The sequence below is a fragment of the Nitrosomonas cryotolerans ATCC 49181 genome, assembly GCF_900143275.1.
In the GTDB taxonomy this organism is placed as follows: Bacteria; Pseudomonadota; Gammaproteobacteria; order Burkholderiales; family Nitrosomonadaceae; genus Nitrosomonas; species Nitrosomonas cryotolerans.
On record NZ_FSRO01000001.1, the window covers coordinates 581,782 to 602,935 of the forward strand.

Consider the following 21,154-nt stretch of genomic DNA (forward strand, 5'->3'; position numbering starts at 1 on the left):
TTTGCCGATACTGCGGGTGTATTTCATGAAGTCCGCGTGTGCCGTATAAACTTTCTGAACGCTCCTTGAATGATAGCCATGTTATTGTATGTGCGTGGAAAGATGATGGGTAACATATGTGTGGTCGTTTCACCCAGATCCCCGGGGATTCGATCTTCAAACTGGGAAGGTAAGAGATTTACTCAGCCGTCATGCGATTTAGAATCATGCAGTGTATCGCAATGAGCGTAATCTATGCGCAAGTCGGGATAGGCTGGGTCCTGTTTTTTTAAAGAATCGGTTTGCGCAGGATTAATTCAGAAATGTCGGGATTGGTCTTGAAATATTGAGGGGTCAGTGATTGCATGGATTCAAAAAACAACGAATACCATTAAGAAAATAATAAGCGCCATAATAAATGTGTTTTTTACAAGCTTTGTGAACTATAGTTGCTGTTAAAATTTCTATTTCCATATTCTTAGGCTGTACTCTTAATCTTAGATGGCTTACCCTAAACCGAAAATTCCGATACAACCAGTCTTGTCGCTGGAATCTTTTAACCTAAATCGCGATGATGGTGATGTACCATCTGTCTTGCATGCACGTCATGCTAAATTTGTCACGAGTGGTAGGATAGCCATTGCGATGGCGCTGCAACAGATGGGAATTGGGAAAGGTGACACAGTCATGTTACCGGCCTACCATTGTCCGGCTATGGTTGAACCAGTCATTTGGTCGGGCGCAACCCCCATCTTTTACAAAATACATCCCGATACGTCAGTAGATCTGAATGATGTTCAAGGTAAACTGGATGCATCAGTAAAATTGCTGATAGTGGCGCATTATTTTGGTTTTCCGCAGGATTTGTTGAAAATAAGTGACTTTTGTAATCAACATGCACTTTACTTGCTGGAAGATTGCGCGCACTGTTTTTTTGGGAAATATAAGAATAAACCACTGGGGACTTATGGTGATTATGCCATCGCAAGCACCATGAAGTTTTTTCCTGTTTATGAGGGGGGGTGCCTGGTTTCTGATCGTCATCATATTAACCTGTCACCGCTTAATTCAGCTGGACTGGGGTTTGAAGTAAAAGCGACTTTAAACACACTGGAAAAAAGTTTTGAATATGGAAGAATGAAATGGTTGCAGAAAATCCTGTTCGCGCCAATGTGGCTTAAAGATTTTATATGGAAGTCGGTGAAACGCAAAGCATCATTGGGTAAAGTGTCGATCGGACCAGGCGCGTCTGATGGAGGCTTCGGGTTCGAGGCTAAATGGCTTGGTAAACAATCCGCTTTTTTCTCTCGTTATCTGATTAAGCATGTTTCGAGAGCACGTATTGTTTCAGAGCGACGTAAAAATTATATCATTTTGCAGGAGGCGTTGAGCGGGTTACCGGGATGTAGGCCTTTATTTTCAGGATTGCCTGAAGACGTTATTCCGCAAGTATTTCCACTGATCGTAAATGAACCAGAAAAGATCTTTCCGATTTTGAAGAATGCAGGTGTGCCTATTATTCGCTTTGGAGAGTTTTTATGGGATGGGGTTGATGCAACAGTGTGTTCAGCCAGCGTAGATTTATCGCGGCACTTGCTACAGTTTCCTTGCCACCAAGAGTTGCGGGCAGAAGAACAGGCGTGGATGATCGCCCAGATCAGAAAAGTGTTTTTATCAATTTAAATCTCATTACCTCATTAAATATGAAGTGGAAACTATATCCTATTAGTGAATTTAGGGACCATCAACATGAGTGGGAGCGCCTGAATCAGAATACGACCGCTTCACCACTATTGAGTCTTGGTTTTGTTATGCCGCTAATTGAAACATTTAGTAGCGGTAAGGAAGTTCTGGCTTGTTGTGAAATTGAAGGTGAAGTACAGGCGATGGCGATTCTGATTCAGAAAAGTCGTTGGGTATGGACTACTTTTCAGCCTTCCCAAGCGCCGCTCGGTATGTGGATTAGCAAGGCGGGCAACGACTGGTTGCAGTGTCTCTCTGAGCTAATGAAAGTGCTGCCCGGGTTCCCCTTAGTGCTGGGTGTAACCCAGCAGGATCCTGATTTGATATCCCGGCCATTGGATGATGGAAAGTTAAGAACACTTGATTATATACAGACAGCCAGTATTACGATTGAGGGGAACTTTGAAGATTACTGGCGTGCGCGTGGCAAGAATTTACGACAGAATATCAAGAAACAGAGAAATAAACTGGAGAAGAATCATTTAGATACATTTCTTCAGGTAAGCATCAACCCGGATGAGGTTTCGCGGGTGATTATAGACTACGGAAAAATTGAAAGTGCCGGCTGGAAAGCCAAATATGGAACTGCGATTCATCCAGCTAATGATCAAGGAAAGTTTTATCAGGCTATGCTGGAAGCTTTTTGCAGTCAAGGCAAGGGGCGTATTTATCGTTACTGGTATAACGACCAAATTGTTGCGATGGATTTGTGTATTGAGGACAACGCAAGCATCATCATATTGAAAACCACGTATGACGAAAAGCTTGGCGATACCACTTCGCCGGCCTTGTTAATGCGCGAAGAAGAATTCAGGCAGTTGTTTGATGAGAAAAAATTAGAGAAAATTGAGTTCTACGGCAAACTCATGGATTGGCATACTAAATGGAGTAAAGAAATCCGTACGATGTATCATGTTAATTATTTTCGCTGGACAATTTTATTATTTCTGCGTCACTTCATACGTACAGTTACAACTGTATTCAGGAAAATCAAGTAACAGCGTATCTTTTGTGTAAAAAAAGATTGCCATAGGCGCAAGAGAATGATTTATTATTTTGTATAACATAAGTATCATTCTGCGTTTTTTATGTTGAGATCAAGTGTAATGCGCTGTGAGGATTAGCGTAACCGAGTCTTTCTGCCGGATAATCTTACAAACAGGATTATTTAAAGGAGCCCGTTATAATATGCAGGAATGTAAAAATATTTCTCCCACTCCGCCAAACAAATTAACTCTGGAGTAATCATGCAGCATCTTGAAGAAGTGAAAAATATCCTGGCTGATGTGCTTTGTCTTGGTGAACGAAGAAATGACCTGGAAGAAGATTCGATATTGCTGGGTAATATCCCGGAGCTGGATTCGATGGCGGTTGTTAATGTCATCACTACTTTGGAAGAATATTATGGGATTGCTATTGATGATGATGAAATTAGCGCTAGGATTTTTGAAACCTTGGGTAGTCTCACCCGCTTTATCGAGCAAAAATTGGCTGAATGAATGATTTGTCAGAAAGCCCCCCCGCTGAACCGTTTTTTTTAAAAACAGAGTCTGGAGAATGTTTTTGTCTTTACCATGCGCCTCATTTCGACAGGCCCTGTTATGGCGTCTTTATTTATATTCATCCTTTTGCGGATGAAATGAATAAATCAAGGCGGATGGCTGCATTGCAGGCTAGAAAATTCGCTGCGATGGGCTATGGTGTCCTGCAAATAGACCTGTTTGGTTGCGGGGATAGCAGTGGTGAGTTCAAGGATGCGCGCTGGGCTATATGGAAACAGAACCTGGCAGCAGCAAGGGAGTGGATTGAACAGCGTACGGCTGGGCCCATTAGCTTATGGGGGCTCCGTTTAGGTGCGCTCCTTGCGCTGGATTTTGCTAAAGATTCAGAGAAAGCAATAGATAAGATTGTTTTATGGCAGCCAGTAATCAATGGTAAATTGTTTTTAACACAATTCTTGCGATTACAGCTGGCCAGTAAAATATTGAGCGGTGATACTGAAAAGAAGATAAGCGTGCAGACTATGCGTGAGTCTGCTTCGGCAGGTCATTTACTTGAAGTGGCGGGGTATGAGCTTGCGTCAGACTTGGTTGTGGCCATTGATAATTTATCGTTGACTGAGCTAATGATAACAAATGGGGTTGTTTATTGGTTTGAAATAGCGGCGGAGGCAGGGCGCCCGATGGCACCGGCTAGTGCCAGAATAGCGAGTGCCTGGAAAAATACAGGTAATAATTTACAGGTACATCATGTGGTTTGTTTGCCCTTCTGGGCTGCGCAGGAGATTACAGAATGTCCTGAATTGATATCTGCCACGCTCACACACTGTGCTGTTGTAGCTGTATGAGTTTCAAAGAGCGTGCACTCCGTTTCAGTCATCATGATTCTTGGCTGTATGGCATTCTGAGCTTGCCTGAACAGGCTGCTTCCAAAGGTGTGCTGCTGGTAGTAGGGGGGCCGCAGTATCGAGTGGGCAGCCATCGTCAGTTCACCTTACTTGCTCGTTACCTCGCTGCTCAAGGCATACCGGTTATGCGTTTTGACTTCCGCGGAATGGGAGATAGCGAGGGTGAAATGAGAACCTTTGAGGCTGTAGAAGAAGACATCCATTATGCGGTCGAACAGTTTTTTAAGGAGGTGGCCTCCCTAAAGGAAGTGGTTATATGGGGATTGTGCGATGCTGCTTCAGCGGCGCTCTTTTACGCGCATCAGGATCAACGTATTACGGGATTAGTGTTGCTGAATCCTTGGGTAAGAACAGAGCAGGGAATGGCCCGGGCTTATTTGAAACACTACTATCTCACTCGTCTGTTTACTCTCGAATTCTGGAAGAAAATAGGGCGTGGTCGATTCAACTATATTGCCACCATCCGATCTTTTCTTAAATTAACCAGGAATAGTTTGTCAAAAAATAAAGAATTGGCAATGACAACAGAAAATGGTGTGGGTAATGCATCCGATATGCGGATGCCATTACCTGATCGCATGCTTCATGGTTTGAGTCGATTCAAGGGAAGAATACTGGTTATTACCAGTGGCAACGACCTGACAGCACAAGAGTTTCTGGATCTGGTTAAAGGGTCCTCAAGCTGGCAAAAATATTTAAGTAGTTCTCATGTTAAACAGTTTAACCTGGCGGAGGCGAACCATACTTTTTCTCGTCGCGAATGGCGTGATCAGGTAGCTAGCTGGACGCGAGACTGGATTAAGTCATGGTGAAGCGTGTTTTAATGATCGCTTACCATTATCCTCCTTTGCGCGGCAGTAGCGGTATTCAGCGTACATTAAAATTTTCTCAATACCTGTCCGATTTTAACTGGGAGCCTATTGTGCTGACGGCTCAAACACAGGCCTATTCAGATACCAGTAGTGATTTGCTCGAAAAAATCTCGAAACAAACGATTGTACATCGTGCTTTTGCTTTAGATACGGCCAGGCATTTATCTTTTATGAGGCGTTACCCTGGCATCCTGGCCCAACCTGATCGATGGATTACATGGTGGCTTGGGGCCGTTCCATTGGGATTGTATCTGATACGAAAATATCGACCCGAGGTAATTTGGTCTACCTATCCCATTGCGACTGCTCATTTGATTGGTCTGAGCCTCCATCGTTTGACGGGTATTCCATGGATTTCAGATTTCAGAGACCCGATGGTTCAAATTGGATATCCGTCTGACCCACTCACTTATAAAACTTACCAGTGGGTTGAACAAAAAGCAATCGCTCACTGTGCCCGAGCTGTCTTTACAACGCCTGGCACTCGTCAGGATTATCAAACCAGGTTCCCGAAAGTGCCCTCATCACGATTTCGTCTTATTGAAAATGGCTATGATGAGGAAGATTTTACTCAGGTTGATCGAATTGTTGCTAAGGAAGTATCGAAAAACGAGCCATTTCGGCTATTGCATAGTGGTATTGTTTATTCTTCTGAACGAGATCCTATTCCGTTATTTACAGCCCTGTCGGAACTGCTGCAAGAAGGCATTATTGCTGCGGATAACTTCAGGCTAACCTTACGTGCTACATGTAATGATGCATACCTGATTCAGTTGATTGCTCAATATCATATTGATGCTATTGTCTCACTTGAACCTCCTGTTGCTTACCAGGAGGCCCTATCTGAAATGTTGACTGCTGACGGATTATTAATTCTTCAGGCGTCAAACTGTAACAACCAAATTCCCGCAAAACTGTATGAGTATCTGCGTGCGAACCGTCCGATTCTAGCTTTGACTGATCCCGATGGAGATACTGCAGCGGCATTGACCAGTATCGGCATTGATACAATTGCACCGCTGGATTCAGTGGTACTTATTAAACGAATCCTGCCCCGTTTTATCGCCTTAGTGAAAAGCAATCAAGCTCCGGTTGCATTAGCAGAAAAAGTCCACTCCAATTCCAGGAAAGCGAGAACTCAGGCGCTTGCGAAGCTTCTTGATGAAGTGATGACAGAAAAAAGAATGGGTTAATCGTTCATGCAAGCTATCTTTTAGTGCAATTTAATCAGCCATAAAAATTATGCTCTGGTTTATGGGTTGGAAATAATCAAGTTGTTATGGCTGATAACGCTGTATCATTATTTGATCAGGCGCATTCCTGAATTTTGTAAATAAAATGATAGCTGACTGATTCTGAATTTATTGTTTTATCTGATAAATCAGCCATCCGATCAGAATCGTGTCCCCTTTTCTGATGATCGCAGATATCTAAAGTTCCTCTGTTTCGCGCGGTACTCCTTGGATCTTGGATACACGCGTTCAGATTGTTGCTTTACTGATGCAACAAGAGTAGGATTTTTATAACCTATGGTTAAAAATAAAGACTTAACGATATCGGACTCATTTTCTGGATTACCCCAGAGAGATGTTGTCGTTCTGGTAGGAGAGATATTGGCAGATGTTTTTCCTGATCGAACAGTTTTAGGGGGTGCTCCGTTTAATGTTGCGAGACATTTGCAGGCATTTGGCTTATTTCCGTTGCTGATTACGAGAGTTGGTAACGATAAACTGGGAGAGGAATTGCTTGCCTGCATGGTACGTATGGGCATGGCAACTTCAGGTGTGCAACAGGACTCGGTGCATCAAACCGGGCAAGTGATGGTGCAAATCGAAGCAGGGGAGCATACTTTCCATATTCCTTCAGACCAGGCTTACGATTTTATTCAATCGGAGGAAGCCTGTCAGCTTGTTCTGTCAGCCAATCCAGGATTAATTTATTTTGGTACCTTGGCGCAACGTCATCGGGTTTCGCGCCAGGCGTTAAACGAGATGCTGCGGAATACCAGGACACCCCGCGTGTTAGATATTAATTTACGTGAACCGTGGTATACCAAGCAAATAATCGAGGATTCTCTGCATCATGCAGATATCGTTAAAATGAGTGAAGGTGAGCTGGAAACGATAGCGAGATTACTGCACGTATCGGGGAATAGTGCGCACGAGCAGGCCACATCGATAATCCAGCTGTTCTCATTAGAGCGATTGCTTGTTACTTGTGGCGCAGAAGGTGCCTGGCAACTTGATGCTGTGGGTGAGAAATGCCATCAGCAAGGTGCTGCAAATACTAAGGTCGTTGATAGCGTAGGAGCCGGTGATGGTTTTACAGCTGTTTTTATTACAGGCACGTTACGTGGTTGGTCAAAGACACTGACCTTGTCGAGAGCCAATGCGTTTGCTGCGGCTTTGTGCGGAATACGTGGTGCAGTTCCGGCGAATCAGGCGTTCTATCATTCATTTCTTGATGAGTGGGGAGAATAAGTATGGAATTACCCAGAAGTCAAAAGTCATTGTATATTTTAATGCTGAGTGTGCATGGTTTGATTCGTGGTCATGACCTGGAGTTGGGACGAGATGCCGATACGGGCGGGCAAACAACCTATGTGGTTGAGTTGGTTCGCGCACTATCTCGCCATCGTGGCGTGGCTAAAGTAGATTTGTTGACGCGCCAAATTCAGGATCCACAGGTATCTGTTGATTATGCGCAATCGGAGGAAGATCTTGGCTATGGCGCGCGTATTTTACGGTTACCTTGTGGACCCAAACGTTATCTGCGCAAAGAGCTGTTATGGCCACATCTGGATCAAATGGTTGATCGCTGTCTGCATTTTTTGCGTCATCAAGGTCTTTTGCCTGATCTGATTCACACACATTATGCTGATGCAGGTTACGTAGGACAGCAACTTTCACTTTTACTGGGCATTCCCCTGATTCATACGGGCCATTCGTTAGGACGTTCGAAGCGTGAGCGATTGTTAGCCAGTGGTCGTAAAGAAGCGGCCATAGAGAGGCAATTTCATCTGTCCCGGCGTATCGCCACAGAGGAAGCGATATTGTCCCATGCTTCACTGATAGTAACCAGTACGCAACAGGAAGTGACGGATCAATATGGTATGTATGATAATGATCGATCGCGACATTATGCCGTTATACCACCAGGAATCGATACCTCCCGTTTCTCAATGGTGAGCCGCAGGAAGCCGGATGCCAGGCTCGAAGGAGAAATAGATCGCTTTTTGTCGAACCCCGGAAAGCCTTTGATTCTAACCATATGTCGTCCTGATGCACGTAAAAATCTGAAAGGGTTGTTAAAAGCCTATGGTGAAGATAAGCGACTTCAAGCAAGTGCGAATCTTGTTATTGTAGCAGGGAATCGCGATGATATTCGTGATCTGGAAGAAGCGCAACGGAAAATTCTCTGTGATCTTTTGCTGGATATCGATCGTTATGATTTATGGGGAAAAATAGCCATTCCAAAGCATTTGTCTTCAGATGACGTGTCGGATTTATATCGATTAGCAGCCAGCCGTTATGGCCTATTTGTAAATCCAGCACTGACTGAACCTTTTGGGCTGACATTGATAGAAGCTGCGGCAAGTGGCCTGCCGGTGATTGCGCCAGATGATGGTGGCCCCCAGGATATTCTGGGCAATTGCCGTAATGGATTATTGGTGAATACGCTGGATTCTAGTGCAATTGCATCGGCATTAAACAGGGCATTAGAAGATAAAACACAGTGGCGTCAGTGGGCCAGGAATGGTATAGCGGGGTTAAAGTACCACTATAGCTGGGAAGCGCATGTGGCCAAGTATATCAAGCTGGCTTCTCATCTTTTGCATCGTGAGCGTAAACGATTGCGTCGGCAGCATGCATTTTCTCTGAATGATGGAAAATCTCCTCTGCCGCTTGTGCAACGCGTGCTGATCAGCGATATTGATAATACTTTGATCGGCTGTAAAGCTGGTTTGGAGGCACTCATTTCCTGGTTGTATCAACGTACTGGCTCAGTTGCTTTTGGTGTTGCGACGGGTCGTTCTCTGGAAAGCACAATAGCATTACTTAAAAAAGCGGATATTCCAATACCGAATGTACTAATAACTTCGGTTGGTAGCGAGATTCATTACGGATCACAACTTCGCGCGGATCAAGGCTGGGCTCGTCACATATGCCACCTGTGGCGACGAGCAGCTTTGGCAGAGGCGTTGCATGAGATTCCGGAGCTTGAGTTGCAAACATTGGATAATCAACGCGAATTTAAATTAAGCTATAACGTAAAATCAGACCGGGTGCCGTCTTTAGAAAGTCTTTATCGTCATCTGCGCGAACGAAAATTGCATGCTAAGTTTGTCTATTCACACCAGCAGTTTATTGATGTGCTCCCGATACGCGCTTCAAAAGGGTTGGCTATTCGTTATCTAGCTTATAAATGGGGGCTTCCGCTATGTAATTTTCTCGTAGCGGGTGATTCTGGCAATGATAAGGAAATGCTAATAGGTGATACGAAGGCGATTGTGGTGGGTAATTACAGTACCGAGCTTGAGTCATTACGAGATATGGAGCATGTTTATTTCGCTCGTAATAATTATGCCAGTGGAATCATGGAAGGTCTCAATCATTATGGTTTCGATGAAATCCCGGCAAAACAGGCAGTCCCCTCTACGTAGCATAATGCACTGTTTTGTGAATAACTGGCTTATTCTAAAGACGGGTTGATGAACGAATCGATGTTTTACCTGGAGATTCGAGGGCTGGCCATAAGTAGCTTTGAGTAACTTTGGAAATTTTCGTGTGTGTAGTAGCCTTCTATAATAGGCAAGACAAGTGGATGAACCTGGTTAGATAAACCTAGATGGTCAGTGTCGACTTTCGTTCAATACAGACGCCCAGTTTCTTTACGCCACGTATAATACCGAGTTTTGCTACACTGACTTTAACCCATGGCGATTTGAATTCTGTCAAAATGGTTTGTGCAATGTGCTCGGCTAATGCTTCTAGTAGAGAAAAGTGTTTCTCTGCCAGGATATGATGGATCCGTTCGACAATGACTGCATAATCCAGTGCATCGTCAAAGTTATCTGTTTGGCAGGCATGGTTCTCAGGAAGCGCGATTTCCAGATCGAGCTGAATGGTTTGCGCAACCTTTTTTTCCCAGGGATAAATCCCAATTAAGGTTTTAGCTTTAAAGTCGTGAAGAAAAATGATGTCCATTATTTGGGATGAATTTAATGTAGGTAAATTATTTTTAATGTATGTTGAAAGAAGTTTTGTGTGTAAATCAACCGAGATTCTATTCTATTTGTAAAAGTGGTGCTAACCCTAATGATCGTATTAATTCTGATTTCCATGTTATTGGCATATTTGCTGGGATCTATTTCCTTTGCGGTAATATCGAGCTGGGTTTTTAAATTGCCGGACCCCCGAACTTATGGTTCAGGAAACCCAGGCGCAACTAATGTGTTGCGTAGTGGGAAGAAAGCGGCGGCGGTATTAACGCTATTGGGTGATGCGGGAAAAGGCTGGCTGGCAGTAGGTCTGGCACAACATTTTGGACCTTTGTGGGGGCTGGGTCACGAAGTGACTGCCATAGTGGCGTTGGCCGTTTTTCTGGGTCATGTTTTTCCCATATTTCTACGTTTCCAGGGGGGTAAAGGCGTCGCAACGGCAGTAGGCGTCTTGTTGGGATTAAATCTATGGGTGGGCTTGTTGGCAATTGTGACCTGGGCTTTAGTTGCGGTAATCTGGCGTATTTCTTCTTTATCGGCATTGGTTGCAGGAATGCTTGTTCCTTTTTACGCACTGATGATACTTGGCTTTGAGGTAAGTACGGTGGCAGTCTTGGTGATGTCACTGCTGCTTATTTGGCGCCATAAATCGAATATTGCTAATCTGATTGCAGGTAAAGAAGGTAGAATTGGCGAGAATAAGCTCGCGTAGCTTTATTGTTTAGGGGTTGGTGCTGTCAGCATTTCTAAATCCCATCGAGGTTTCACGGTAAAACTGCTGCTGGGCTGCTGGCTCCCATTATCGGCTGTTTGTAATCGCATTGCGCCAGCAAATGCAATCATAGCGCCGTTATCTGTACAGAATTCAAGTTCCGGATAGAAAACGGTTGCACCTATCGCCGCTGCCCGATTTGTGAGACTGCGGCGCAATTGGCTGTTGGCGCCGACTCCTCCGGCTACGACCAGTTGTGTTAAGCCAGTTTGTGATAACGCTGCCAGTGCTTTCTCTGTTAATACCGCTACGGCTGCTTCTTGAAAAGCCAATGCAATATCGGCCCGCATTTGTTGTGTCAAGCAGTCATGTTTGCTGACGAGCGTGAGTACGGCTGTTTTTAGGCCGCTGAAACTAAAATTTAAATTGCCGCTATTGAGCATTGGGCGGGGAAGTTTAAAGCGTCCTGATTGGCCTTGCATCGCAAGTTTTGATAATGCAGGACCGCCCGGATAACCTAGCCCCAATAGTTTTGCTGTCTTGTCAAAAGCTTCGCCTGCTGCATCATCCACGGTTTCGCCCAATAATTTATATAACCCAATACCATTTACCTGCATTAATTGAGTGTGACCTCCAGAAACCAGTAGTGCTACGAATGGAAATGAAGGAGAAGGTTTGGATAGCAGGGGCGACAAAAGGTGGCCTTCAAGATGATGTATGCCCAGTACCGGAATATTTAATGCGAAGCCGAGTGCAGTACCAATACTTGCTCCAACTAACAGCGCACCGGCCAGGCCGGGACCTTGAGTGTAGGCAATGGCATTAATGTCGTGTAAATGCCGTTCTGCTTTGAGCAGAGTTTGCTTTATGAGCGGCAACACTCGTCGAATATGATCGCGCGATGCAAGCTCTGGTACGACACCACCATATTCATTGTGCATCTCAATTTGCGAATAAAGCGTATGACCTAGCAGGCCGTATTCTGTGTGGTAGAGAGCGATACCTGTTTCATCGCAGGATGTTTCGATGCCCAGTACGATCATTGGAAATAGTAGAGTAGTGACTCTTTTATAACGAAGTCCATAATGCTATAATAGCAGGCTTTTTGTTGCGTCCGTTAATTTGGTGTAACGAGTGAATTTTCACGATATCTTATCTAAATATCTAGAACCGGAGGAATTGATACATTTATGACTACTATTAAAGTCAAGGAAAACGAACCGTTTGAAGTTGCCATGCGCCGTTTTAAGCGTTCCATAGAAAAAACGGGATTGCTGACAGAGTTGCGTGCTCGTGAATTCTATGAAAAACCAACTGCCGAACGTAAGCGCAAGCTTGCCGCCGCAGTGAAGCGCAATTATAAACGTCTGCGCAGTCAGTTGCTACCACCTAAGCTTTATTAATCCGAATAGGTACTCGCAACAAGATGTAGCCGCTCTGTTTTTGCAACAGATTATGGTATCTTGGGTTTAGGTAAACTACTCCTGGATTAGATAGCAGTCTTTTTTATCCTTAATATTCTTGATGATCAGATATTAGCTTGAATTTGTTGTCGACATTCATGCCAACGGCACTGGAGTTGATGCTCAATGAAAATAGATGGGGTAATTAAACGGTAGCATTTTGGTAGTCTGAATCAATAACTTTTATTATGAATCTAAGGCAAAGAATTACTGAAGACTTGAAAATTGCCATGCGCGCTGGGGATACTAAGCGGCGTGATACTATCCGGTTATTGCAGGCTGCTATTAAGCAGCGTGAGGTCGATGAGCGTATTGAACTAGATGATGGTGCCATTGTGGCTGTGCTTGAAAAAATGCTTAAGCAAAGGAAAGATTCTATTACTCAGTATGAAGCTGCAGAACGTATGGATCTGGCTACAATAGAGCGCGATGAAGTTTCCATACTGCAGGCGTATATGCCGCAACCATTAAGCGATGTAGAGATTGAGTGTATGGTTGATGAGGCTATTGCTGTTACGGGTGTTAAGACAATGAAGGATATGGGGCAGGTGATGGCAATATTAAAGCCAAAACTGGCAGGGCGAGCGGATATGGCTAGAGTATCTGCACTTGTCAAAACAAGGATTGCTATCTGAATTTAATTCCTGAGTCTTTCTTTCGTTTTGAGCGCTTACCTAGATATATAGTTTAAGCTTATTCACTCGCTGTATCGTAGAATTCAGTTTATCAGAGCAGCGCAATGGCAGCATGCAGTACCGTAAAGTATGCGAAAATTAAAGCCTGTGATGGAATGGTCTAAGCCAGGCTTGCCTGATGAAGCGAGAATCCACCGAGGTAAATCGGGTTCATGGCTTGAGCGCGATAGAAAACACCTGACTTTAGGCAGAGGGAATATATCAATTTAGTCCTGATCGAACATTATTGGTTGATTTTCGATAAATGATTCCTCAGTCTTTTATTCATGATTTACTGGGTCGCTCGGATATTATTGATGTCATTGATCGAGTGATTCCGCTCAAGAAAGCTGGTGCCAATTATATTGCTTGCTGCCCTTTTCATAGCGAAAAAACGCCTTCATTTACAGTGAGTCCGGCTAAACAGTTTTACCATTGTTTCGGCTGTGGCGCGCATGGAAATGTGATCAGTTTTTTGATGGAATATAATGGCCGGGCTTTTGTTGAAGCGGTGGGCGATTTGGCTGCACAGGCTGGTATGGAAGTGCCGGCGGAGCAGGCTGATTCATATTCGGAAAGGAGGGTGCTTGAATCTGGTTTTCTCTCGCCAGGGATGACGGATGAGGAAAATAGTCCGGAAGCGTTTTCACAACGCTTGTATGAAACGATCATTGTTGCAACCCGGTTTTATCGAGAACAACTCAAGACTTCTAACGAAGCGATTGCTTATCTAAAGAAACGCGGCCTGACAGGTGAAATAGCTGCTCGCTTTGCGATCGGTTATGCGCCTGCTGGCTGGCAAAACCTGTCGGCAGCATTCCCTGATTACCAGTCAGAAGCCACAAAAAAATTGCTCGTTCAGGCGGGATTAATGGTCAAAGGTGATAATGGCAAGGATTATGATCGTTTTCGTAATCGTATTATGTTTCCGATTCTTAACCAGAAAGCTCGGATCATCGGTTTTGGCGGGCGCATATTAGAACAGGGTGAGCCTAAATATCTCAATACGCCTGAGACCTCATTATTTGAGAAAGGCCGCGAGCTTTACAATCTCTTCTCTGCAGGTAAAGCCATTCGTGAAGCAGGACGCATTGTCGTTGTAGAAGGATATATGGATGTAATAGCGCTTTCCCAGCATGGTGTTAATTATGTAGTAGCTGCGCTGGGTACGGCGATTACAGATTATCATGTACAAAAGCTTTTGCGTCAGACTGATAACGTGATTTTTTGTTTTGATGGTGACAAAGCTGGTAAAAAAGCGGCATGGCGGGCATTGGAAAATAGTTTATTGCAGCTGGTAGATGGCAAGGTGATTCGTTTTCTATTTCTGCCAGAAGGCGAAGATCCGGATAGCTATATTCATAAATCCGGGAAAGAAGCTTTTGAAGCATTAATCAGGAGTGCACTGCCCTTATCTGAATTTTTATTTCAAACTTTACTGAAAGGGAATGATCTAAAAACGAGCGAGGGTCGTGCAAAGTTAGTGCGGGATGCCAAACCATTAATTGAGAAGATTGCGGCACCTACGCTGGCATTAATGCTGATAAAGCGCCTGGCCGAGTTGACGGGTGCCAGTCAGAATGAGTTAGAAATATTATTGCAAATAAAACGTGGATCTGAGTCGTCTGCTCGTGTTCGACCCAGTGTGTTACGTCAGCAGCCGGTCACACCTTATTATTGGCTGATTTTAATACTGTTGTACAGTCCAGCTTATATTCAAAAACTGGACAGAAACCTGTTTGTGAAATTTGAAGAGGATAATGAGGAAATAAATGCATTGCGGGCACTTATTGCGTTTCTTGATGTCCATTTCAAGAATGTGGGAGACCTGCCCGCATTTTCAATCGCAACCTATTTCTGTGACAGCCCTCACAGAGCCTTACTAGAGAAAATGGAGAGTGAGATGCTGGGATGGAAAGAGACGATTGATTTGGAAGCCGAATTTTTTGGTGCGCAGATGAAGCTGCGAGAGGTGCAGCGTAAACAACGTATGACAGAATTACACAGTAAGCCTCTGAATATGCTGACCGTCGAGGAACGGAAAGAACTTCAGAGATTGGCGGTGTCCTGAATTAATAACGAGATGTCAGTTATATCAAATTTTGATATAATCCGGAAATTTTCAGGTATTCATTTATCCATACTACTTGGAACTCAAAATGTCAAAGATTAAAGTGGTCGATGCAGGGCAAACAGAAGGTAAGGCGGCAACTGAAGAAAAAATAAAAAATGCTGGTAGATTAGTGGCAAAGAAAGGAAATAAGAAATCAACAGCTAAAGTCGAGGAAACGACAATCAAGGCTATTGCAAAGAAAACAGTGACTAAAGTTTCTACGGCTACGAGTGGAACAACGCGCAAAACATCGAGTCGCGTCAGTGTCACAGAAATTGCTAAAGCAGTGATTACAGTCAAGGATATGGAACCTGATACCCTAATAAAAAAGACAAAAGCCAAGTTACCAAAAAAGGCGAAATCTTCGGTTACTAAAGAGCAAGTGGATAATCTGGAGTCTGTTTCAAATACGCCACCAGGTGCGGATGCGAAACCACAGGATATTGAAGAACGGCGTATGCGCCTGAAGAGATTGATTGTGCAGGGAAAGGAGCGTGGCTATTTAACTTATGCTGAAATTAATGATCATCTTCCGGATGATATGTTGGATGCCGAGCAGATTGAAGGCATCATCAGTATGATTAATGACATGGGCATTTCTGTACATGATGAAGCGCCCGATGCAGAAACATTATTAATGTCTGATGCGGCAACGACGGTCGCGGACGAGGATGTGGCTGAAGAAGCGGAAGCAGCGCTTTCCACCGTGGATTCTGAGTTTGGTCGAACAACTGATCCGGTACGTATGTACATGCGGGAGATGGGCTCAGTCGGCTTGCTGACTCGTGAGAGCGAGATTGAAATTGCCAAACGGATTGAAGGCGGCCTGAGGCATATGATTCAAGCTATTTCGGCATGCCCCACTATTATCTCTGGCATTCTTGATCTGGCAACAGAAGTTGAGGAAGATACCTTACGTGTTGATGAGTTAGTAGATGGATTGCTTGATGCGAATGCGCAAGATATTATTAATGATGAAGTTTTTGATGAGTCATTGGAGCAGGAATTAGACTCCGGTGATATGGAAGATGAGGATGGCGCCGCCGTAGCCAATGCGAATTTACTGAAATTGAAGAGTGATGTTCTGGAACGTTTTGTGGCCATTCGTGAAGTCTATCATGCCATGCAAGCGATTCTGGAAAAAGAAGGTCCTTATAATGAGGCCTATAAAGAACTGCAGGAGAAGCTTTCGTCTGAGTTAATGGCCATTCGCTTTTCTGCGAAAATGGTCGAGAAACTGTGTAATACACAGCGTGCATTAGTCAGTGATGTGCGGGATTATGAACGTAAAATAATGGAGCTTTGTGTATCTAAGGCAAAAATGCCGCGCAATTATTTTATTAAAACGTTCCCTGGTAATGAAACCAATCTGGATTGGATCACGCAAGAGATTGCATCGGCTAAGTCATATAGTCAGGCACTGGAGCATTATCGACCTGCGATTATGGAGCAACAGCAGAATTTATTGGCATTAAAAGAACAAATTGGTATTTCAATCAAAGATTTGAGAGAAATTAACCGCAAGATGTCAACGGGTGAGGCAAAAGCACGCAGAGCTAAGCGCGAGATGACAGAAGCTAATTTACGACTGGTGATCTCTATTGCTAAGAAGTATACTAACCGCGGATTGCAATTCTTGGATTTGATTCAGGAAGGAAATATTGGTTTGATGAAAGCGGTGGATAAATTTGAATATCGCCGTGGTTATAAATTCTCGACGTATGCAACTTGGTGGATACGTCAGGCTATTACGCGCTCGATTGCAGATCAGGCGCGTACTATCCGTATTCCGGTACACATGATCGAAACCATTAATAAGATGAACCGTATTTCTCGTCAAATTCTGCAAGAAACGGGGCAGGAACCGGAACCAGCAGTATTGGCGGAGAAAATGGAAATGCCAGAGGAGAAAATCCGTAAAATTCTCAAGATTTCTAAAGAACCTATTTCTATGGAAACTCCGATTGGTGATGATGAAGATTCACATCTTGGTGATTTCATTGAAGATGCTGCAACTATGGCTCCGGCAGATGCGGCAGTATATGCGAGCTTAAGAGGCGTAACTAAAGATATACTGGATTCACTTACTCCGCGTGAAGCAAAAGTACTGCGTATGCGTTTTGGCATTGAGATGAATACAGACCATACACTGGAGGAAGTCGGTAAACAATTTGATGTTACGCGTGAACGTATTCGTCAGATTGAAGCAAAAGCATTGCGTAAATTACGTCATCCGGCACGTTCCGAACGATTACGTAGTTTCCTGGACACCGGAAGCTGATATAATCCGGTTCTAAAGATTAAAGCCAAATAGGGTCTGTAGCTCAGTTGGTTAGAGCAGGGGACTCATAATCCCTTGGTCGCTGGTTCGAGTCCAGCCAGACCCACCAAATAAACAAGAGGTTAGAGAGTTTCTCTAGCCTCTTTTTTTAATTGATGTGACAAAATTGCGCCATCAAAGACGTTAGAAACCAAATAATCCAGTCGAAGCCTTCGAAAAACCCCAATAGTTGAAAAATTAACCATTTATAATCAATAGCATAAAACTAAGACCGCTGCATAACTGTGTTTTTAAGCTGTTCTGATTACTTGCAGCATTGATAAATCAAACACTTAAAACCTTGCCCAGCCCGAGATAACCAGTTATGCAGCGGTCTTAAACTTCTGGTGGGGATTTTTGGAAAAGTCTCAAGATATTTGTTCGGAGGGAGCGATACATCTGATTTTCGCCCCTGGCCCCGGCGGCATGGGGATGAACCTTGCAGTGATTGGCATCAATCATAAGCCATTCGTAATCCGGATCGTCAATCAAGATTTCTAGTAATTTTTCCCAGATGCCTTTGTCGCACCAACGGATAAAACGGCGGTGCGTGTCGCTCCAACCCCCATAACCTGGCGGCAGACCCCGCCACGGTGTGCCCGTGCGTATGATCCAGAAAATAGCATTAATAAACCGGTAGTTATCTTTAGCTGCTCCTCCCCCAACGCCTTGGCAAACAGGCAAATGAGTCTTAAGCAGTGCCCATACTTCATCCAATACATTATGAGGCTTTTGAAAAACCCCAATAGTTGAAAAATTCACTATTTATAATCAATAGTCTAAAACTACTAACGAGGGCTTTTATAAAAGTTTCATTATGCCTGCCATATGAAATTTTTTTATTTCGTGATTACATTATTTACACTGAAATAGGCGCTTTGCTTATATTATTTTTCTTCTGGAAGCATATTATTGTATTGCCTCAAAAATATAATATGTAAGACTTCCGACACTTATTTTGTTTCTGTCGTTTGTTTTGTCCAATAAAGTTCATAGGAGGTTTGATTGGGTTGGGTGAAGAGATTGCGCGGCGGATATTAATTTTTAGAGGCACCCTTAAGGCTAAAAAGCTTGTGGCGGCCCACTTTATAGGGACGAACTTGGGTCGCCAGGCCGGTTTCAGTAACTAATCCATCACTTAGGAGGAAATCATGAACAGCAATGAGAGCAACAATGGTGAAAACGCAGAAATCGGATCGTCTTCTTCTCCACAACAGGGCGGCGGCCAGTTTGATACGCCTCCGATGCCGAAAGATCAGGCAAGCGGATCATATTCGGTATTTGATCCGCCCACCCTCGGCGGAGGTGACCGTGGCGGTAACGGCGGCGACATTGAATCGAGTGCTGCCGTTCAAAGGATGAACAGTGTCAAGGAAATGATCGAGCAGAGGCTGGCCGAGGCTGCTTCGTCCAATGCGATGTCGCTGGCGGGTGCCCGGCACATTGACAGTGCCGGCGTGCTTGGCGTTGGTCTTTCCAGTGGTATCCCCGGGCAAGCGAGCCTGATTGTTTATGTTGAGAACGAAGCAAATGAAGAGCAGGTGCGACGTGAGATCGTCGACACGATGGGTGTCTGGGCGGCGTCCAACGATGACCTGCCGGTCGAGGTTGAGGTCACGGGGCCAATCGAGGCGTATACGACAAATCGATCGAAATTTCGGTCGGCGCCGGCCGGCGTCTCGGTCGGACATTTCAGTATTACGGCCGGCACAATTGGTGGTTGGGCCCGCGGTCGCGGCGATCGCGTTCGGCGCCTGCTGATGATCTCAAACAATCACGTACTCGCCAACTCAAACAACGCCCGTTTCGGTGACTCGATCATCCAGTCCGGCCGGGTTGACGGTGGCGTGAACTCGGCTGATCGTATCGCAATTCTTGAGCGATTTGTAACTATTGATTTTAGCGCCAACGCGGCGAACTTTATCGACTGTGCCACCGGCTGGTGCTGGCCTCACCTCGTTAGGCGCGATCACGTTTACCACGGGGGAGGTTCGACTCCGCGATTTTTTAAGATCGGAAACACCGTTATCGACCCGCGCGCCGATATGGTAGTAGGTAAGACGGGCCGCACAACCGATCTAAGAAAAGGCACTATTCGGGGTACAGGCGTGGCGGTCAACGTTAATTACGGCACACCTAGTGTACCGAAGATAGCGCACTTCCGCGATCAGTTCTCGGTTCGGTCGGTGACCTCTGAAGACTTTTCCGCGGGCGGCGACTCCGGTTCATTTGTCTGGGAATGGAACGCCCGCTTGTCACCCGTTGGTTTGCTTTTTGCCGGCGGTGGCGGTACCACGTTCTGCAACCGAATGTCTCGTGTGGTCGCGGCGCTTGACATTACGTTGCTTGAGGAAAGCTGAGATTTGCACTGACGATCACGTGCTGCAATCCAACAGTACTCGTGTAACCTTGCATGTAGATTCGATGTGCTTAGCGGTGACATGCGCACAACGTGCTCGGTAAATTGATTTTTTGTAGGTTTCGCAGTATTATTCATCGAAATGTAAATGTGCAGTTACCCGATTTTCTCTGAGATTCGCTTAACGCAACCAATCGTTTGATCTGTGCAAGACACTATTTCTTAGGAAGCGCGCGAAAAAACACAAATGGAGTTTTGCATGAACCAAGATGAGAATGCAGCGTTATCTTACAACCCAGGCGAGCACAGGCAGGCTGGGTCCGATGGAATCCAAAACGCCTTCGTCGAAGCTGAGCGTCAGTTGATGCATCGCGATGGTGTAAAGGGCGTGGGAATGATGAAAACAGCGGATGGGAAGGATGGAATCGTGGTCTACGTTGTGGACCAGCGTGTGCTTTCCCAGCTACCGGCAACAGTCGGCGGCTTCCCCGTGGTTGGTGAGATTACAGGCGAGATACGGGCCCTCTGAGCGGAGGCCAATGGTCGAAGCTGTGAATCGGGCGTTGTCGTTCTCCCGATCTTTAAAGATACGATTCGACGCTCTAACTGTAAGCTATCGATCGAAACTCTCTCGGACGCAGGCGCTTAAGGGCGCCTCTAAAGACACCTAAAAAGAGCAAATCAACCCAGCCCGGGAAGCGATTTCAATCGATTTCTTTTGTCGGCTAATTAGAGGCTTTCTTTAAATCAAGATAATATTTAGCTGTTACTCTTTCGGTTCTGTCATTTTTAGGCTATTTCAGGCGCAATGACTCTATCGAAGCTGAAATTATCCTCTACGAATCAGCGCCGTCCACGTTTGGGGATTTTTGCAAAGGTCTCGTTTGATGTTATAAACTAGATCGAGCAACGCTACTTGCACTTCTGTTCTCATATCACCTTGGTGCGAATAGTAATCCCGCCCAGTTCATTCGTAATCGACCCAAACACATGTTCGCCCCGCGCACGCACTGGTTTTTTTGCTGAAGTAATTTTCCACGCGGTTATCAGCTTGGTGTCTTGATCGACATTGGCGTGATCTTTGTAGCCATAAGGACTCTGCTCTTCCTTGTTCAACATGTTTCGGTATCTTTCTGCACACGTTTGTGGAGGTTATGCCCCCATTTAATCGGAACGGCCCTTCTCTGATAATCTTGTTTTTATCGCACGTATTGCGCTGTCTGAGTACGGCAACAAAGGCCGCGCCAATGATCTGATCTGACTTCAATTCTACATCTAACGCCCGTAAACA

The 21,154-nt window shown here is 44.8% G+C and carries 18 protein-coding genes, 1 tRNA gene and 1 pseudogene; 16 read left to right on the plus strand and 4 right to left on the minus strand.

Annotated features, from left to right (window positions below; all coding sequences use genetic code 11):
- Positions 1–480: 480 nt before the first annotated feature.
- The 8 genes from BUQ89_RS02570 to BUQ89_RS02605 all read left to right on the plus strand — a co-directional run bounded on the left by BUQ89_RS02570 (position 481) and on the right by BUQ89_RS02605 (position 9,664).
- Positions 481–1,662 carry a DegT/DnrJ/EryC1/StrS family aminotransferase gene (locus BUQ89_RS02570; RefSeq protein ID WP_028460927.1) on the plus strand — a complete coding sequence of 394 codons (1,182 nt, stop codon included), beginning with the start codon at positions 481–483 and terminating at the stop codon, positions 1,660–1,662.
- Positions 1,663–1,682: 20 nt separating this feature from the next.
- Positions 1,683–2,720: a GNAT family N-acetyltransferase gene (locus tag BUQ89_RS02575; protein ID WP_051537522.1), complete on the plus strand. Its 1,038-nt coding sequence runs from the start codon at positions 1,683–1,685 to the stop codon at positions 2,718–2,720.
- A gap of 249 nt (positions 2,721–2,969) precedes the next feature.
- Complete coding sequence (locus BUQ89_RS02580; RefSeq protein WP_028460928.1) at positions 2,970–3,221, plus strand: acyl carrier protein; 252 nt, start codon at positions 2,970–2,972, stop codon at positions 3,219–3,221.
- Complete coding sequence (locus BUQ89_RS02585; protein ID WP_028460929.1) at positions 3,218–4,069, plus strand: hydrolase 2, exosortase A system-associated; 852 nt, start codon at positions 3,218–3,220, stop codon at positions 4,067–4,069. The genes BUQ89_RS02580 and BUQ89_RS02585 overlap by 4 nt, the downstream gene beginning before the upstream one ends.
- Positions 4,066–4,941, plus strand: a complete 876-nt coding sequence (locus tag BUQ89_RS02590) for a hydrolase 1, exosortase A system-associated (protein WP_028460930.1) — start codon at positions 4,066–4,068, stop codon at positions 4,939–4,941. Before BUQ89_RS02585 ends, BUQ89_RS02590 begins: the two co-directional genes overlap by 4 nt.
- A complete protein-coding gene (locus tag BUQ89_RS02595) occupies positions 4,935–6,194 on the plus strand; it encodes a glycosyltransferase (RefSeq protein ID WP_028460931.1) in 1,260 nt (419 codons plus the stop codon). The genes BUQ89_RS02590 and BUQ89_RS02595 overlap by 7 nt, the downstream gene beginning before the upstream one ends.
- Positions 6,195–6,530: 336 nt before the next feature.
- Positions 6,531–7,481 carry a carbohydrate kinase family protein gene (locus tag BUQ89_RS02600; protein WP_083399500.1) on the plus strand — a complete coding sequence of 317 codons (951 nt, stop codon included), beginning with the start codon at positions 6,531–6,533 and terminating at the stop codon, positions 7,479–7,481.
- Between the two features lie 2 nt (positions 7,482–7,483).
- A complete protein-coding gene (locus BUQ89_RS02605) occupies positions 7,484–9,664 on the plus strand; it encodes an HAD-IIB family hydrolase (RefSeq protein ID WP_028460933.1) in 2,181 nt (726 codons plus the stop codon).
- A gap of 181 nt (positions 9,665–9,845) precedes the next feature.
- On the opposite strand, the gene BUQ89_RS02610 is transcribed toward BUQ89_RS02605, so the two are convergent.
- Entirely contained in the window at positions 9,846–10,208 is a 363-nt protein-coding gene (locus BUQ89_RS02610) for a dihydroneopterin aldolase (RefSeq protein WP_028460934.1), read from the minus strand.
- Positions 10,209–10,319: 111 nt separating this feature from the next.
- Here BUQ89_RS02610 and plsY point away from each other — a divergent pair, with 111 nt between their 5' ends.
- Entirely contained in the window at positions 10,320–10,934 is a 615-nt protein-coding gene (plsY, locus tag BUQ89_RS02615; protein ID WP_028460935.1) for a glycerol-3-phosphate 1-O-acyltransferase PlsY, read from the plus strand.
- 2 nt (positions 10,935–10,936) lie between these two features.
- On the opposite strand, the gene tsaD is transcribed toward plsY, so the two are convergent.
- Positions 10,937–11,977 (minus strand): tRNA (adenosine(37)-N6)-threonylcarbamoyltransferase complex transferase subunit TsaD, encoded by a 1,041-nt coding sequence (gene tsaD, locus BUQ89_RS02620; protein WP_028460936.1) that lies wholly within the window; start codon positions 11,975–11,977, stop codon positions 10,937–10,939.
- A gap of 147 nt (positions 11,978–12,124) precedes the next feature.
- On the opposite strand from tsaD, the gene rpsU reads away from it, so the two are divergent.
- The 5 genes from rpsU to BUQ89_RS02645 all read left to right on the plus strand — a co-directional run bounded on the left by rpsU (position 12,125) and on the right by BUQ89_RS02645 (position 17,574).
- Positions 12,125–12,337: a 30S ribosomal protein S21 gene (gene rpsU / locus BUQ89_RS02625; protein ID WP_028460937.1), complete on the plus strand. Its 213-nt coding sequence runs from the start codon at positions 12,125–12,127 to the stop codon at positions 12,335–12,337.
- 248 nt (positions 12,338–12,585) lie between these two features.
- Positions 12,586–13,032 carry a GatB/YqeY domain-containing protein gene (locus BUQ89_RS02630; protein WP_028460938.1) on the plus strand — a complete coding sequence of 149 codons (447 nt, stop codon included), beginning with the start codon at positions 12,586–12,588 and terminating at the stop codon, positions 13,030–13,032.
- Positions 13,033–13,336: 304 nt separating this feature from the next.
- The gene (dnaG, locus tag BUQ89_RS02635; RefSeq protein ID WP_028460939.1) at positions 13,337–15,142 is read left to right on the plus strand and encodes a DNA primase; all 1,806 of its coding nucleotides are present in this window, start codon (positions 13,337–13,339) and stop codon (positions 15,140–15,142) included.
- 346 nt (positions 15,143–15,488) lie between these two features.
- Positions 15,489–17,465: an RNA polymerase sigma factor RpoD gene (gene rpoD, locus BUQ89_RS02640; protein ID WP_074202642.1), complete on the plus strand. Its 1,977-nt coding sequence runs from the start codon at positions 15,489–15,491 to the stop codon at positions 17,463–17,465.
- A 32-nt stretch (positions 17,466–17,497) separates the two neighbouring features.
- A tRNA-Ile gene (locus BUQ89_RS02645) sits at positions 17,498–17,574 on the plus strand.
- 329 nt (positions 17,575–17,903) lie between these two features.
- Here the strand turns inward: BUQ89_RS02645 and BUQ89_RS02650 are convergent.
- Positions 17,904–18,251 (minus strand): annotated as a pseudogene (locus tag BUQ89_RS02650) (IS5 family transposase); the annotation flags it as partial.
- Between the two features lie 404 nt (positions 18,252–18,655).
- Here BUQ89_RS02650 and BUQ89_RS02655 point away from each other — a divergent pair.
- Entirely contained in the window at positions 18,656–19,864 is a 1,209-nt protein-coding gene (locus tag BUQ89_RS02655) for a hypothetical protein (protein ID WP_028460941.1), read from the plus strand.
- Positions 19,865–20,122: 258 nt separating this feature from the next.
- Positions 20,123–20,392 carry a hypothetical protein gene (locus tag BUQ89_RS02660; RefSeq protein ID WP_036572660.1) on the plus strand — a complete coding sequence of 90 codons (270 nt, stop codon included), beginning with the start codon at positions 20,123–20,125 and terminating at the stop codon, positions 20,390–20,392.
- A gap of 401 nt (positions 20,393–20,793) precedes the next feature.
- Here the strand turns inward: BUQ89_RS02660 and BUQ89_RS14095 are convergent, their stop codons facing one another.
- Positions 20,794–20,982 (minus strand): hypothetical protein, encoded by a 189-nt coding sequence (locus BUQ89_RS14095; RefSeq protein WP_036572662.1) that lies wholly within the window; start codon positions 20,980–20,982, stop codon positions 20,794–20,796.
- Positions 20,983–21,154: the final 172 nt, after the last annotated feature.

Coding starts and splice junctions, on each gene's coding strand:
- dnaG (WP_028460939.1), top strand. CDS start 13,337: ATGATTCCTCAGTCTTTTATTCATGATTTACTGGGTCGCTCGGATATT.
- BUQ89_RS02580 (WP_028460928.1), top strand. CDS start 2,970: ATGCAGCATCTTGAAGAAGTGAAAAATATCCTGGCTGATGTGCTTTGT.
- BUQ89_RS02575 (WP_051537522.1), top strand. CDS start 1,683: ATGAAGTGGAAACTATATCCTATTAGTGAATTTAGGGACCATCAACAT.
- BUQ89_RS14095 (WP_036572662.1), bottom strand. CDS start 20,982: ATGTTGAACAAGGAAGAGCAGAGTCCTTATGGCTACAAAGATCACGCC.
- BUQ89_RS02630 (WP_028460938.1), top strand. CDS start 12,586: ATGAATCTAAGGCAAAGAATTACTGAAGACTTGAAAATTGCCATGCGC.
- BUQ89_RS02605 (WP_028460933.1), top strand. CDS start 7,484: ATGGAATTACCCAGAAGTCAAAAGTCATTGTATATTTTAATGCTGAGT.
- BUQ89_RS02660 (WP_036572660.1), top strand. CDS start 20,123: ATGAACCAAGATGAGAATGCAGCGTTATCTTACAACCCAGGCGAGCAC.
- rpsU (WP_028460937.1), top strand. CDS start 12,125: ATGACTACTATTAAAGTCAAGGAAAACGAACCGTTTGAAGTTGCCATG.
- BUQ89_RS02590 (WP_028460930.1), top strand. CDS start 4,066: ATGAGTTTCAAAGAGCGTGCACTCCGTTTCAGTCATCATGATTCTTGG.
- BUQ89_RS02570 (WP_028460927.1), top strand. CDS start 481: ATGGCTTACCCTAAACCGAAAATTCCGATACAACCAGTCTTGTCGCTG.
- plsY (WP_028460935.1), top strand. CDS start 10,320: ATGATCGTATTAATTCTGATTTCCATGTTATTGGCATATTTGCTGGGA.
- rpoD (WP_074202642.1), top strand. CDS start 15,489: ATGGAACCTGATACCCTAATAAAAAAGACAAAAGCCAAGTTACCAAAA.
- BUQ89_RS02610 (WP_028460934.1), bottom strand. CDS start 10,208: ATGGACATCATTTTTCTTCACGACTTTAAAGCTAAAACCTTAATTGGG.
- BUQ89_RS02595 (WP_028460931.1), top strand. CDS start 4,935: ATGGTGAAGCGTGTTTTAATGATCGCTTACCATTATCCTCCTTTGCGC.
- BUQ89_RS02585 (WP_028460929.1), top strand. CDS start 3,218: ATGAATGATTTGTCAGAAAGCCCCCCCGCTGAACCGTTTTTTTTAAAA.
- BUQ89_RS02600 (WP_083399500.1), top strand. CDS start 6,531: ATGGTTAAAAATAAAGACTTAACGATATCGGACTCATTTTCTGGATTA.
- BUQ89_RS02655 (WP_028460941.1), top strand. CDS start 18,656: ATGAACAGCAATGAGAGCAACAATGGTGAAAACGCAGAAATCGGATCG.
- tsaD (WP_028460936.1), bottom strand. CDS start 11,977: ATGATCGTACTGGGCATCGAAACATCCTGCGATGAAACAGGTATCGCT.